Annotated in this window: 12 protein-coding genes; 7 read left to right on the top strand and 5 right to left on the bottom strand. The window is 67.3% G+C overall.

Annotated elements, in window-relative coordinates; translation table 11 throughout:
* Positions 1-23: 23 nt before the first annotated feature.
* A complete protein-coding gene (locus tag H1R19_RS20575) occupies positions 24-428 on the bottom strand; it encodes an STAS domain-containing protein (protein WP_219850021.1) in 405 nt (134 codons plus the stop codon).
* Between the two features lie 215 nt (positions 429-643).
* On the bottom strand, positions 644-1,363 hold the full coding sequence (locus H1R19_RS20570; protein ID WP_219850020.1) for a cutinase family protein: 720 nt from the start codon (positions 1,361-1,363) through the stop codon (positions 644-646).
* Positions 1,364-1,698: 335 nt separating this feature from the next.
* Between H1R19_RS20570 and H1R19_RS20565 the strand changes: the two genes are divergently transcribed.
* The 5 genes from H1R19_RS20565 (at position 1,699) to H1R19_RS20545 (ending at position 6,616) form a co-directional block, all read left to right on the top strand.
* Positions 1,699-2,088, top strand: coding sequence for an SRPBCC family protein (locus tag H1R19_RS20565; protein ID WP_219850019.1), 390 nt, complete (start codon positions 1,699-1,701; stop codon positions 2,086-2,088).
* A gap of 176 nt (positions 2,089-2,264) precedes the next feature.
* The gene (locus H1R19_RS20560; RefSeq protein ID WP_219851813.1) at positions 2,265-3,473 is read left to right on the top strand and encodes a hypothetical protein; all 1,209 of its coding nucleotides are present in this window, start codon (positions 2,265-2,267) and stop codon (positions 3,471-3,473) included.
* A gap of 44 nt (positions 3,474-3,517) precedes the next feature.
* Positions 3,518-4,816, top strand: a complete 1,299-nt coding sequence (locus H1R19_RS20555; RefSeq protein WP_372632002.1) for a lipase family protein — start codon at positions 3,518-3,520, stop codon at positions 4,814-4,816.
* 77 nt (positions 4,817-4,893) lie between these two features.
* Positions 4,894-5,103, top strand: coding sequence for a hypothetical protein (locus H1R19_RS20550; protein WP_308258794.1), 210 nt, complete (start codon positions 4,894-4,896; stop codon positions 5,101-5,103).
* Between the two features lie 25 nt (positions 5,104-5,128).
* Complete coding sequence (locus H1R19_RS20545; protein ID WP_219850017.1) at positions 5,129-6,616, top strand: DHA2 family efflux MFS transporter permease subunit; 1,488 nt, start codon at positions 5,129-5,131, stop codon at positions 6,614-6,616.
* Between the two features lie 43 nt (positions 6,617-6,659).
* On the opposite strand, the gene H1R19_RS20540 is transcribed toward H1R19_RS20545, so the two are convergent.
* Positions 6,660-7,082, bottom strand: a complete 423-nt coding sequence (locus tag H1R19_RS20540; protein ID WP_219850016.1) for a DoxX family protein — start codon at positions 7,080-7,082, stop codon at positions 6,660-6,662.
* Positions 7,083-7,385: 303 nt separating this feature from the next.
* Between H1R19_RS20540 and H1R19_RS20535 the strand changes: the two genes are divergently transcribed.
* Entirely contained in the window at positions 7,386-7,532 is a 147-nt protein-coding gene (locus H1R19_RS20535; protein ID WP_188328077.1) for a hypothetical protein, read from the top strand.
* A 101-nt stretch (positions 7,533-7,633) separates the two neighbouring features.
* Positions 7,634-9,961, top strand: coding sequence for an endopeptidase La (gene lon / locus H1R19_RS20530; RefSeq protein WP_219850015.1), 2,328 nt, complete (start codon positions 7,634-7,636; stop codon positions 9,959-9,961).
* 98 nt (positions 9,962-10,059) lie between these two features.
* Here the strand turns inward: lon and H1R19_RS20525 are convergent, their stop codons facing one another.
* On the bottom strand, positions 10,060-10,875 hold the full coding sequence (locus H1R19_RS20525; RefSeq protein ID WP_219850014.1) for a DUF1353 domain-containing protein: 816 nt from the start codon (positions 10,873-10,875) through the stop codon (positions 10,060-10,062).
* Positions 10,876-10,978: 103 nt separating this feature from the next.
* On the bottom strand, positions 10,979-12,682 hold the full coding sequence (locus H1R19_RS20520) for an HNH endonuclease signature motif containing protein (RefSeq protein WP_244970781.1): 1,704 nt from the start codon (positions 12,680-12,682) through the stop codon (positions 10,979-10,981).
* Positions 12,683-12,863 lie beyond the last annotated feature (181 nt).

Genomic DNA, 12,863 nt, shown 5'->3' with positions numbered 1-12,863 from the left:
TCGGTTCGGATGGGCGCGAGTGGTCAGCGACGCTGATCCATCGGCGCGCATGCCGCATCGACGGAGGCGTAGATGTCCACCGGGATCTCGAGCAACCGCACGTGCCGCTCGACTGCGCGATCACACGCAAGCGCGATCTTCAGGTCCGATTGCTGCGCTTCTGTGCAATACCGTTCCAGCATTTCGAGTCCGCAGGCGCCGATGAACCCGACCTTGGTGAGGTCGAGCACCACCTTGGCGACTCGTCTCGCCGACACGTGCTCGAGTGCCGCCTCGAACTCAGAGATCGTGGCCAGATCGATGTCTTTGAGAAAGCGATGTACGCAAGAAGATTCAGTGCTGATGGCGCTGGACAGTGGCGCGTCAGCGGTGGTGGCCGTCCGCCCGTCGGGTGCGGAGTACAACGAGGTATCGGTAGTGAAGCCCATATCCCTGTCCGTCTCGCTCGCTCGAGTGATGTCGTCAAGGGGCGGTGTGCCTGCAGAGGCTGCGAAGCGGTTCCGCCCACCCGCAGCTGTGGCTGAACCGCTGCAGTCAACCGTACGGGGAGCTTGTGATCGATACAACTCATGCAAGGGATGTGTCCGGCTGCGGTACGAGCCGTATGAGGCGCCGAATTGTCGCGTTTCCCGGCCGACGGTCCTCAGACGTGCCGCGCCACGTAGCGCGCGCCGTCGAGGGTCATACCGTTGACGGAGTACAGCACGTGCAGCGCATTGGGGCCGCCGACCGGAGACCCGTCGCAGATGGTGTCACCGGCGACGCAGTAGCGCACCGTCTTGCCGCGATACGGTGCGGCGACCTTGACCGGCGGCGCGCCGATGTCGGTGATGAACCGGTCCGACGGTGTGCCGAACAGGACGATCGCGGCGACGTTGCGTGAGAGTGCGGCAGGCAGGGGCGGCGGCACGTATCGGTCGTACGCGGCGTAGCGCGCCGGAAGGTCCAGTCCCGAGTGGACCGAATAGCCTGCGACGACGGCGCCCTGCGAGTAGCCGCCGAGTACGACCTTGGTGCCGGGGCACGTCGCCGCCAGGTACTTCACGCGATTTTGTGTGGCGCGCACGCCGTCGGCGACGGTCTGCGCGAACTTCAGCCGGTTGTTGAACTGGTCGCTCGCCGGGTATGGCACCCCGTAGGCCGCCACCGAGCGGCCGGGCAGCTGCGACCGGACGGCCTCGACGAACGAGAGCCCGGTCAGGCCGAGGGGCGGTGCCGTCTCGACGGTGCCGCGCGCGAACACCACCTCGACGTCGGAGCACGGTGCGGCCTGCGCAGCCGGGGTTCCGGTCACCACCGCCCCCGTGGCCGCAGCTATCAGACACAGAACAGAAACACTCAGCCGCTTGATCATCTGACCCATGGTAGAGATCACACGCCTACCGGGTCGGGTGTTGATTCACACAAAGTTCGTGACGTTCCGGACACATCCGCGAGGGGCTCTGCAGCGAACTACTGGATTAGACCTCCGTTCGCCCGCTTCTCAGCTCGCCCGTTTCTCCGTCGCCGAGGAACCGAACGTGCGTCAAAGGGTCACCGACGCGGATATCGCCGACAGGGCGATATGGCTTCCTTGGTCAACCTCGAGCAGCTGGGGCCGGTGTCCCGTCGACCGTGCTACTCCTGGCCCGCCACCGCATCGAACCGGCCCGGTCGGACGACGCCCGAGTCGGTGTGTCGGGCGAGTAGCGTGGGCGGATGCGTAGCCGGCATGTGAGCATCGTGATTCCCGTACCCGTCGAGGTCGTCTACGACTTCGTCGCCGAGCCTGAGAATCTCCCGAAATGGGCTGCGGGGCTGGCCGGTACGGAAGTCAGGCGGCAGGGCGAGGTGTGGGTCGCCGACGCGCCGATGGGCACGGTGACGGTCCGGTTCGTCCCACGGAACACGCTCGGCGTCGTCGACCACGACGTCACCCTCCCCGACGGAGATGTCGTCCACAATCCGCTGCGGGTGCTGGCGCATCCGGACGGTGCCGAAGTGGTGTTCACCCTGCGCCAGCTGGCCATGTCCGACGACGAGTTCGATCGTGACGCCGGCATGGTGGCCGAGGATCTCGCCCGGCTCAAGTCTCTGCTCGAGTCCTGACGGCTCCTTCTGCGGAGGCGAGGTACTCCGCGAGACGCGGCCGAATTGCCGTCTCAGGCTCCACTGCTTAGAGTTCCTCACGTTATCTGCGTGTGATTCGGCCGTGATCGGCCGCTGGGGGACGGTGGGGCTAAGTGAACAGGATCGTGCGGGTGTCGGTGGGCGCCTTGGTGTCGATGGTCATTTCGGTGGGGACGTTCATCGGCGGCGGTGTCGCAACCGCCGATTCCCTTGCGCCGTACGTGAACCTGCCGCTACTCAATCGCGACGCCTCGCGCGGCCCCGGTGGCGTGCACCCGGCGTTGCCGACCGATCCGCGGGCGTTGAAGGCGTTGGTCGACCAGGCGCGTGAACGTGGCCTGGCCCCGACGAACTACCGCGCGTTGCTGTTCCAGTACTGGCTCGTCGAGACCACGACGAGAGCGGGGATCGACCTGGCGTCGTGGGACCCGCGCACCGGGGTCGGCGCGAACCACCACAACCTCCTCAAGTCCTACCGCTACTACGAGGACCTGCAGCTCGCTCACCGCGAGCTGCAGTGGGCCGGCATGGGGGGACTCGTCGGCGGCGACTTCGGCGGTGGTCTTCTCGACTACAAGGACGCCACCGACATCTTCGAGTTCAGCCGGTTGCAGCCGGTCGCCCACGCGATCGTCGCGCGCGCCAACGAGCTCGCCGGACCTGCGGCGGTGGAACGCCTTCCGCGTGGGCTCCGCGCCCTGGCCCAGGTGGGGGCAAAGATCACGGCGGACGATCTGCGGAAGGTCCAGGGGCAGATCCTGGTGATGCAGAAGAACATCTTCTCCGACCTCATGCCGATGCACCGGGCGTACGTCGTCGGTGGCCTGCCCGCGCTGCGCGAGATGAACGAGGCGGGCATCTTCGACGACGAGATCATGGCGGCCTGGACCGGCATCGCGTCGAAGGAGCCGGCGGCCGTCGCCGCGGGCAATGCGAGGTTGCTGCGTCGTGAGCAGGGCGAGGTCATCAAGAACCAGTGGGACGCGACGCGCTCCTACCGCGGCGAGGTCGGTGAGGCGATGACCTACGGGAGCACCGTCGCCGCGGCACCGTCGGTGGCCGGTGTCGTCCCACCGCGCTCGTTCCGACCGATGACGGCGACCGGCCGTGCACCCGACGGTCGTCGTGCGACATTGAGTCTTCCTCTGCCCGTATGGAATTGGTCGGTCTATGAGGACCGGTGGATCTACATCACCGATCAGTTGCTGCCGAAGTACCGAACGCAGGTCGAACATCACTGGCCCGAGCTGCGTGCGGCCATGAGCAAACCGTATTTCGAGCAGATGGAAACCCACCGCCCCACCCGCAACCTGCTGCCACTGCTGCAGTCGGCCCTCAACTCGATCAAGGTGACCTACCAGTGATTTCACGCTCTGCGCGTCTGTACCTTCGGATCACCGTCGCGGCGATGATCGCCGTGCTGGTGTCGGGAGTCGGTCTGGTCGCCCCGGCCGCTGCCGCACCGCCCAACCGGACCCCCGGGATCGACGAGGTGGTCAACGGCTTCGTGATCGGCGCGCTGCGGGACGGCCGTCTCGCGAGTCCGCAGGAAGTCATCGACCCGTTGGTCTCCGGCGACCCCTTCTACGACGAGCCGCGCCTGCGCGGTACGGAGAAGCCGGGGGATGTGTTGAAGGCCAAGAAGGTTGCCGTGCAGTTCATGGGTGTCCGCCCGGGCAAGCTCGACGCCTACAAGCTGATGTATGTGACGCGCGGGCTGCACGACGAGCCCGAGATCTCCACGGGCATCCTGATGATCCCGCGCGACGGGCGTTCCGACGCCACGCGTCCCGTCGTCGGCTACCAGCTGGCCAACGACAGCGTCGGCGCCTACTGTCACCCCTCCACCATGTGGACCGGCGGCGATCCGATGGACGGTGCCTCGTGGTCGGCGCTCGGGCCGCTGGCCCAGTTCTTCGGCAAGGGGTACGCGGTGATGATGAGCGACGTCGGCAACGACGGCGACCCGAAACCCCACGGTGTCTTCGCCGGAAAATTCGCCGGCAACGCGCTGCTCGACGGCCTGCGGGCCGCCCTGCGGCATGAGGACACCGAACTCTCGCCGAAGTCCGCGCTCGGTGTGTTCGGCATCGCCGGTGGCGGCGTCGGCGCGGCCTTCGCCGCGGAGAGTGCGAAAAACTATGCGCCCGAGCTGAACATCAAAGGTGTGGTGCTCGAGGGCATGGTCGTCGACCAGAAGAGCTTCATCCGCACCGCGGACGGGTCGGTCGGCTCGGCGTTCGTCCTCGCGACACTCCTCGGCCTCGAGCCGCGGTATCCGGAGATGAAGCTCGACGAGAAGTTCACCCCGGCAGGCAAGGCCATCGCCGACGTCTTCCGCACCCAGTGTCAGACCCCGGCCTACTTCACGATGCCGTTCGTGCCGATGAGTGCCCTCTTCAAGAGCGGTCAGAACCCGGCCGACATCGCCGACTTCCAGTCCGTCTACCGCGACAACCGGCTGGGCAACAAGGCGCCTGCCGCCCCGGTCCTGGTCGCCTCCTGCGTCGCCGACGACTCACCGATGTCGCTGGTACCCGCCGCCGACTCGCGGCAACTCGTCGCCGACTACCGCCGCGGCGGCACGCAGGTCGACTACCAGCCCACCGACTGCAGCCTGGTGCGGTTCTTCACCAACCTGTACGGCTGGGGCACCGACCTGTTCGGCATGCAGACCGTGGATTGGCTTGCGGCGAAGCTGAAGTGAGCCAGCTGCCCGGCCGCCGGTTCGGGCGCGGCGTCGACCGACCGATGAGAACGGGCGCGCGCCGCAGTGGTCTCGATATGGGCGAAGAGCAACTGATCTTTCTGCACGGCGCGGGAGGCTTCGCCGGCGACCGGCCACTGGCGCACGGACTGGGTGCCGCGCTCGGCGTTCCCGTCGACATGCCGCAGTTCTCTGACGTCGACATGTCACTCGAGGCCTGGGCGTCGCCGATCCGCGCACGCCGAGTGGTGGTTGCGCGAGTCCGGTCGACCCACGATCCTGGGTAGCACGCGACCTGCCGGGAGGCCCCACATGTCCGAGAGCAGCCCTGCCGAGGCGGAGCCGATCGGCGTGCCGGCCGCGTCACCGGCAGGCCGCTGGCTGATCGTCGCGGCGGTTCTCGGTTCCGGCGTCGCGTTTCTCGACGGCACGGTCGTGAACGTGGCGCTGCCGTCGATCGCCCGCGACCTCGACACCGGTCTGCAGGGCCAGCAGTGGATCCTCGACGGCTACCTGCTGACCCTGAGTTCGCTACTGCTGCTCGGTGGTGTCGCCGGCGATCGATACGGACGACGCCGCGTCTTCGTCTGCGGGCTCGGCGTGTTCGCGGTGGCGACGGTCGCGTGCGGGCTGGCCCCGGACATCGAATGGCTGGTTCTGGCGCGACTCGTCCAGGGCGCGGCCGCGGCCGCGGTGGTTCCCGGCAGTCTGGCGCTGATCAATGCCGAGATCGCGCCGTCGGATCGCGGTGCCGCGATCGGACTGTGGGCCGGGATGTCCGGTGCCACCAGTGCTTTGGGGCCCTTCGTCGGCGGCTACCTGGTCGACGCCGCGTCGTGGCGGTGGGTGTTCCTGTTGAGTGTGCCTCTCGCCCTGGGCGCCATGGTGATCGCCATCCGCCGCGTACCGGAGTCGCGGGGCCCGGCGTCGACCTCCCGCCTCGACGTCGCGGGCGCGCTCACCATGACCGTCGGGCTCGCCGGCGTCATCTTCGCCCTCATCGAAGGTCCGTCGAGGGGGTGGGCGGCGGGTACCGTGGTGGCAGGCGTGGCCGGCGTGACCGCTCTCGTCGGTTTCGTCCTCATCGAGTCGCGGGTGCGGGCGCCGCTGTTGCCGCTCAGGCTCTTTCGCTCGTCGCAGTTCACCGGGGCCAACCTGACCACCCTGCTGGTGTACGCCGCGCTGGGTGGTGCGCTGTTCCTGCTCGCGTTGCAGTTGCAGCAGAGTCTGGGTTACTCGGCCTTCGAGGCCGGGGCGGCGATGTTCCCGAGCACGTTCGTCATGTTGTTCGGGTCGCCGATCATGGGAAAGCTGGCGCAACGCACCGGCCCTCGGCTGCCGATGACGGTCGGTCCGCTGATCGCGGCCGGCGGATTCACCCTGATGTCGCGGGTGGAGCCGGGCGTCGGCTACCTCGGCGTCGTCCTCCCGGGAGTCCTGCTGTTCGGGGTGGGCATGAGTATCACGGTCGCGCCGCTGACCGCGGCCGCACTCGCCGCGGTCGACGACGCGCTCGCCGGAACCGCCTCGGGCGTCAACAACGCGGTGGCGCGCGTCGCCGGCCTGCTGGCGGTTGCCGTGTTGCCCGCGGTGGCCGGCGTCGACGTCGGGCCGGGTGAACCACTCGGGGACGGCTTCCGGACGGCGATGTACATCTGCGCCGGATGCTGCGCGGTGGGTGGGCTCGTGGCCGCGTCGACGATCAGCTCGAGCACCGACTTCCGGCCACAGGTCAGGGCCGGCGTGGACATGGCCTGCCAGGATGCGGCAACCAAGCGCGAGCACGTCGTGAATCCATAGCGCCACACCGCGCCCGCGGCGGTCTCGAGCAATGACATCGCAGCTAGGAATCGGTGCGCTTGCCGGTGCCCGCCGCGATCGCCCAGAGAACCAGGACCGGCTGGAAGAACAGGCGCACGAGGCGTTTCTGGTCGGTGTCGAGGCCGAAGGCGTCGATGTGGTCGACGTACTGGTGGATGTTGCCGGGGAAGACCGCCACGAAGAACGCCGCCACGATCCACGACACGATCCTGCGATGCCGCGGCAGGGCGATGAGCGCGGCACCCAACGCGATTTCGACGCCACCGGAGGCCAGCACCACGAAGTCCTTGCTGAACGGCACCCAGTCGGGGACCTGTGCCTGGAACTCCTCGCGCTGCGCGGTGAGGTGCCCGATGCCGGCGATCGCCAGTACCGCCCCGAGCGCGATGCGGGCGATCGCCCGGCCCAGCGGTTGACGGGTGGTGGTCGGGGTCAGGATCGACATGCGGGCTCCCTGCGTTGATGGTGGCGTAGTTGATCGTGCGTAGTTGATGGTGGATGTACGCGCTCTTCGTGACGGGTGCGCTTCCGGACTGCCCACCGACGACACGCGGTAAAACCCCCCGACCGATCACGATGACCGATTTGTCGCACCCACAACGGTGTGTGTGATACATATGTGACTCCGGCCACAGGTGTCCGGGGTTTGTTTGCAGGAGGTCCAGCCAATGTTCTTCGACGCCACGTCGACACGGCCACATGCCGGTCACGCCCTGATGGTTCGCAGGCACGGCCCGGGGGCGCGGTCATGAGAGTCCAGATTGTCCTGGATGCGCTCAAGGCGTCGGCCGGGGTGGTCGTCACGACGGCCGCATTCCTCGTCGCGGTGGCAGTGCTCATCGTGGCGCAGATCCTGGTGTTCACCGCCCACCTCGCGGCAGATCGCGCGGGCTGACGGCCGGGCGGTGAGCCCCCGTTCGCTCCTGGCAGAAAAGGCGCTGGAACAAACTTCCTGCCACCTCGGTTGAGTCGATCAGACTTAACTTTGGAGGTTTGATGTCGCAGACATATTCACTGCCCGTCCTCTTCGTCCCGGACGTCGTCGTCCTGCCCGGCATGGTTGTGCCGATCCCGCTCGACGACGCTGCTCAGGCCACTGTCGATGCAGCCCGGGCAGGCGAGGCCGGAAAGCTGCTGGTCGCTCCACGACTGGACGACCGGTACCCCACCTACGGCGTGATCGCCTCGATCGTGCAGGTGGGACGCATCCCGGGTGGCGGGCTCGCCGCCGTCGTCAAGGGTGAGCAACGAGCCCAGATCGGGACCGGAACGCCCGGCCACGGCGCCGCGCTGTGGGTCGAGGTGACCGAGGTCGACCCCGTCGACATCACCGATGAGGATCGCGAACTCGCGGCCGAGTACAAGAAGCTCGTGCTGGCGATGCTGCAGCGCCGCGAGGCCTGGCAGCTCATCGACGCCGTCAACAAGATGAGCGACCCGTCGGATCTCGCCGACACCTCGGGCTACGCGTCGTGGCTGACCGACGAACAGAAGCGCGAGCTCCTCGAGACACCCGAGACCGCCGCGCGATTGCGGTTGCTCATCGAGTGGACCGGGGACCATCTCGCCGAGTCCGAGGTCAGCGAGAAGATCGCCGAGGACGTCCGCGCGGGAATGGACAAGCAGCAGAAGGAATTCCTGCTGCGCCAACAACTCGCAGCCATCCGCAAGGAACTCGGTGAGGACGAGCCCGACGGCGCCGAGGACTACCGGTCCCGCGTCGACGAGGCCGATCTGCCCGAGAAGGTGCGCGAAGCCGCACTGCGGGAGGTGGGCAAGCTCGAGCGCGCCAGCGACCAGTCGCCGGAAACCGGCTGGATCCGTACCTGGCTCGACACCGTCCTCGAGCTGCCGTGGAACACCCGCACCGAGGACTCCACAGACATCAAGGGCGCTCGAGAGATCCTCGACGCCGACCACCACGGCCTCGACGACGTGAAGGACCGCATCGTCGAATACTTGGCCGTCCGCGCTCGACGCGCCGAACGTGGCATGGAGGTCGTCGGCGGACGCGGCTCCGGTGCCGTCATGGTGCTGGCCGGTCCTCCCGGCGTCGGCAAGACGTCGCTCGGTGAGAGCGTGGCCCGTGCCCTCGGACGCAAGTTCGTGCGCGTCGCCCTCGGCGGTGTGCGTGACGAATCGGAGATCCGCGGCCATCGCCGTACCTACGTCGGCGCTCTCCCCGGTCGGATCGTGCGTGCCATCGGCGAGGCGGGATCGATGAATCCCGTTGTGCTGCTGGACGAGATCGACAAAGTGGGCTCGGACTACCGGGGCGACCCGGCAGCGGCCCTGCTCGAGGTCCTCGACCCCGCGCAGAACCACACCTTCCGCGATCACTACCTCGATCTCGATCTCGACCTGTCCGACGTCTTGTTCCTCGCGACCGCCAACGTCATCGAGAACATCCCGTCGGCCCTGCTCGACCGCATGGAACTCGTCACCCTCGACGGTTACACCGAGGACGACAAGGTGGCCATCGCCCGCGACTACCTGCTCCCGCGGCAGGCCGAGCGCGCCGCACTGACCTCCGACGAGGTCACGGTCACCGACGCCGCATTGCGCGAGATCGCAGCGAACTACACCCGCGAACCCGGTGTGCGACAGTTCGAACGGCTTCTCGCCAAGGCGTTGCGCAAATCCGCGACCAACCTGGCGCAAGGCAAGTCGACGGCACCGGTCACCATCGACGAGTCCGACCTACGCGATTACCTCGGACGTCCCCGGTTCACGCCGGAGTCCGAGGAGCGGACCGCGGTCCCCGGCGTCGCAACCGGTCTCGCGGTCACCGGCATGGGCGGCGACGTCCTGTTCATCGAGGTCAACGCCACCGAAGGCGAGCAGGGTCTGAAACTGACCGGCCAGCTCGGCGACGTGATGAAGGAATCGGCACAGATCGCCCTGTCGTACGTGCGGGCACACGCCGAGGCTCTCGGCGTCGACCCCAAGACGCTCGACAAGACCATCCACGTGCACGTTCCGGCCGGAGCGGTGCCCAAGGACGGGCCGAGCGCAGGCGTCACCATGGTCACCGCCCTGGTGTCGATGGCGACGGGGCGTCGGGTGCGCAGCGACGTCGGCATGACCGGTGAGGTCACCCTCAACGGACGTGTCCTGCCGATCGGCGGGGTCAAGCAGAAACTGCTTGCGGCGCAACGCAACGGGCTGAAGACCATCTTCGTCCCGAAGCGCAACTCACCCGACCTCGACGACGTGCCCGCCGAGGTCCTCGACGCCCTCGACGTGCGACCGATGACCGACGTCGCCGAGATCGTCGCGCAGGCCCTCGAACCTGCCGTCGACGAACACGTCAGCGCCGCCTGACCTTTCGCGGAACGAATCTCACCCGAGCGGGTTGCCGTCTGTTATCCAGCAGATGGCAACCCGCTCGGGTGCTTTCACGGGAGGGCGATACTCGTGGCCTACCGACGGCCGAAGACGCGGGCGATCCGCTCCAACACCAGATAGATGCCGTACGCGAAGTACGTCACGATTGCGGCCGGCACCAACCACAACGCGGCGACCGCCGCGATCAGGCTTGCGCCCCACTGCCGTCCCCAGAGCGCCCCGGCGACGACCAGCATCACGAGGGCGGTCTTGAACGACTTGCGCCGAGACCACGGCCACCGCCACCACCGCACCAACGAACCTGCAGCTCCGACGGCAATCGAGATGCCCACAACGCTGAAGGCCAACCACGCCACGACGGTCCAGCGGCGCCAGCCGCCGGCGATGAACCTCGTGCGGAGCGCCACCGCCGACCACATGATCCACCGCTTGAGAAACGGGACCCCGGAGGTTCGCATCATCTCGCGGAAGAAACGGTCGGAGAGAGTGTCGCTGCGGAGCTTGCCGGAGTTGACCGTGCCCGTGATGAGCTCGTCGTGGATCAGTGCCGCCAGCGAGTGCTTGCCGTACGGGTCCTCGAACCAGCGCAAGAAACGCGGGATCGACGCCAGGTCGGTCGGATTGTCCTCACGTGGCGTGAAGGTCCGGGCGTCGTCGACGGCCGTCCGAGCCTCCGCTTCTCCCTTGCCCTTGCGAACCAACCTGGTGACAAGATCGTTCTCGATGACCTGGTTGGAGAACCGAAAAGCGTTGAGCACGGCGAACTGCCGTTCGTCGATCTGGACGATCCCCACGTTGCCCTTGCCTGTTGGGTCGTCGACTTCGAATCCGGAGTCCGGCGCCACTCGCCATGGCACCCGCTTGGCGACTCCCGATGTGATTCCGCCCATCTGGCCTCCTGAGCACGACGACACCGCGAAGGTAGCGCTGCAAACGAGACGGGCGCATGGGAATGCTGTGACCGTTACCAACTGGCTGCCGGACGACCGGCAATCAGAAGGGTGGCGGTGGCGATTCGCCGGCCTCGTCCTGTAGCGCCACGGCGGGCGCTTTCTGGTTGGCGTCGCGCAGTTGTTTGTTGCGGGCACGTTCGGCTCGCCGCCGGGCGTGTTTGGCGGCGGTGTGGTCGGTGGTGCGGCGTGTTGTGCCGTCGGGTGTGATGATCCGTGGCCCCGAGGGTGGTGCTTGGGCGGCTTGTTCGAAGCGGATGCGTCGGAGGTTGGGGAAGAGGTCTTCGAGGGTTTCGGCGTTTCCGGGGATGGTGAACCCTTCCGGGGTGACGTAGACGGTGGTCAGGCGTCCGTCGTCGCGGTACTGCAGGTCGATCCAGTCGCCATAGGTTTTGTGCAGGTGCCCGGCCCGGCATTTGGCGTTGAGGTTCTCACTGGAGGTGCGGCCGCCGAGATGGGGGTGGAGGTGGTCGTATTCGTCGACGTGATCGATGTCGGCGTCGAATGCTGAACGGGTGCAGCCGGGTTCGGTGCAGTACCCGTCGCGGACGCGCACGAACTCGGCACAAGCGGTGGTGGGCCGGTAGGGATCGGCGGGTTGGGAACCCGGATAGACGATGAGCAGATTGCCCGGGTCGGGCGTCGATCCGAAATCGGGCGTCGAGCCCGAATCAGGTGTCGGCGCAGCCAGGTTCGCGATTTGCGGGGCGGCGTCGGTGGTGGCGTCTATCCGTATGGGTGGTGTGCGGACGGGGGTGAGGGGTGTGATCACTGCGTCGTCGCGTGCGGCGAGGTCACGGACGTGGTCGTCGGTGATGACGCCGTGAGCATCGATCCAGCCCGGTCCGGGAGCGCCGGCCAGTGTGGCGGCGTCGGTGACGACGTGGATGACGATTTCGGTGCTGACTGCGGCGGCGACCGCGTCGGGGTCGGGAATCGAGGCGGTGCACTCGTCGGATGGGCAGTGGCATTCGAAGGCGGTGCCGGTCAGCAGTGCGAACATGGCGTCGGAGTTGCGTTGGCTGCGGGTGCGGCCGTCGTCGGGGCAGGCGGCGTCGGCGAGTGTGCGGACGGCTTGTGCGGCGATGCGGGTGTTCTCGGCGGCCATGACGGCGGTGAGTTCGCCGGTGCCGTCGGGGAGGGTGCGGGTCCACATGCCGCGTTTGTCGAGGGCTTCGCGGCGTCGTTCGCGCACGGCGTCGGGGTCGTGGCGAAAGACGAGGCGGTCGACCATGTCACGCAGTCGGGATGCCGACCAGCTGCCGGTTCGGGTGCGCAGCAGATCGGCGATGGTGTCGTCGAGGACCTCGATGACCGGTCGGCTGTCGGGGTCGTCGGGGTCGATGCGGGAGGCCTCGTCGATGAGGTCGGTGCGGGCGATGATCGTTTGGATCTGCTGACGGGACACGATCCCGTCGCGCAAGCTCTCGAGTACGTGGGGGAGCCGGTCGCGTAGGCACATGGCTTCGTTGACCCACAGTTCGGCTTGATACCGCGTGATGGCCGATTCTCGGGCGATGCGGGTGACGACGTCGGCGAAACCGTCTTTGACATAGCTGTTGGGGATGGGGGTGTAGAGGCGGTCGAGCAGGATCAGGATGGTGGTGTAGCGGCGCCACGCCAGATTCGATTCGCCTTCGCGGATCGCGGTGAGACTTTGCATGTGGGTGAGGGTGTCGGAAGCTTCGGGGTGGGCAGGGTCGACCCCGGCGAGATACTCGCTGGGTAGGTCGCTCCATGCCGGCACAGGTGGCTCCGAAAGTGTTGTGGCCCCGTCTGGTTGGCGGGGTTCGACTGGTATCCACCAAGATAGAGCACACCACCGACACGAATCGGATCTCGATCCGCAGGGCTGAGTTCGCTGACAGATCAACGGTTTTGATCGCCAGGGAACTCGATCGCGGTCCTCGGCCCTACTCGGCCTGCCG

The organism is Gordonia jinghuaiqii, assembly GCF_014041935.1.
Lineage (GTDB): Bacteria > Actinomycetota > Actinomycetes > Mycobacteriales > Mycobacteriaceae > Gordonia > Gordonia jinghuaiqii.
This window is presented reverse-complemented; position numbering and strand designations above follow the sequence as displayed.

Bases quoted from the DNA above. Each gene is read 5' to 3' on its own strand.
- H1R19_RS20575 (WP_219850021.1), bottom strand. From the start codon at position 428: ATGGGCTTCACTACCGATACCTCGTTGTACTCCGCACCCGACGGGCGG.
- H1R19_RS20570 (WP_219850020.1), bottom strand. From the start codon at position 1,363: ATGGGTCAGATGATCAAGCGGCTGAGTGTTTCTGTTCTGTGTCTGATA.
- H1R19_RS20565 (WP_219850019.1), top strand. From the start codon at position 1,699: ATGCGTAGCCGGCATGTGAGCATCGTGATTCCCGTACCCGTCGAGGTC.
- H1R19_RS20560 (WP_219851813.1), top strand. From the start codon at position 2,265: ATGGTCATTTCGGTGGGGACGTTCATCGGCGGCGGTGTCGCAACCGCC.
- H1R19_RS20555 (WP_372632002.1), top strand. From the start codon at position 3,518: ATGATCGCCGTGCTGGTGTCGGGAGTCGGTCTGGTCGCCCCGGCCGCT.
- H1R19_RS20550 (WP_308258794.1), top strand. From the start codon at position 4,894: ATGGGCGAAGAGCAACTGATCTTTCTGCACGGCGCGGGAGGCTTCGCC.
- H1R19_RS20545 (WP_219850017.1), top strand. From the start codon at position 5,129: ATGTCCGAGAGCAGCCCTGCCGAGGCGGAGCCGATCGGCGTGCCGGCC.
- H1R19_RS20540 (WP_219850016.1), bottom strand. From the start codon at position 7,082: ATGTCGATCCTGACCCCGACCACCACCCGTCAACCGCTGGGCCGGGCG.
- H1R19_RS20535 (WP_188328077.1), top strand. From the start codon at position 7,386: ATGAGAGTCCAGATTGTCCTGGATGCGCTCAAGGCGTCGGCCGGGGTG.
- lon (WP_219850015.1), top strand. From the start codon at position 7,634: ATGTCGCAGACATATTCACTGCCCGTCCTCTTCGTCCCGGACGTCGTC.
- H1R19_RS20525 (WP_219850014.1), bottom strand. From the start codon at position 10,875: ATGGGCGGAATCACATCGGGAGTCGCCAAGCGGGTGCCATGGCGAGTG.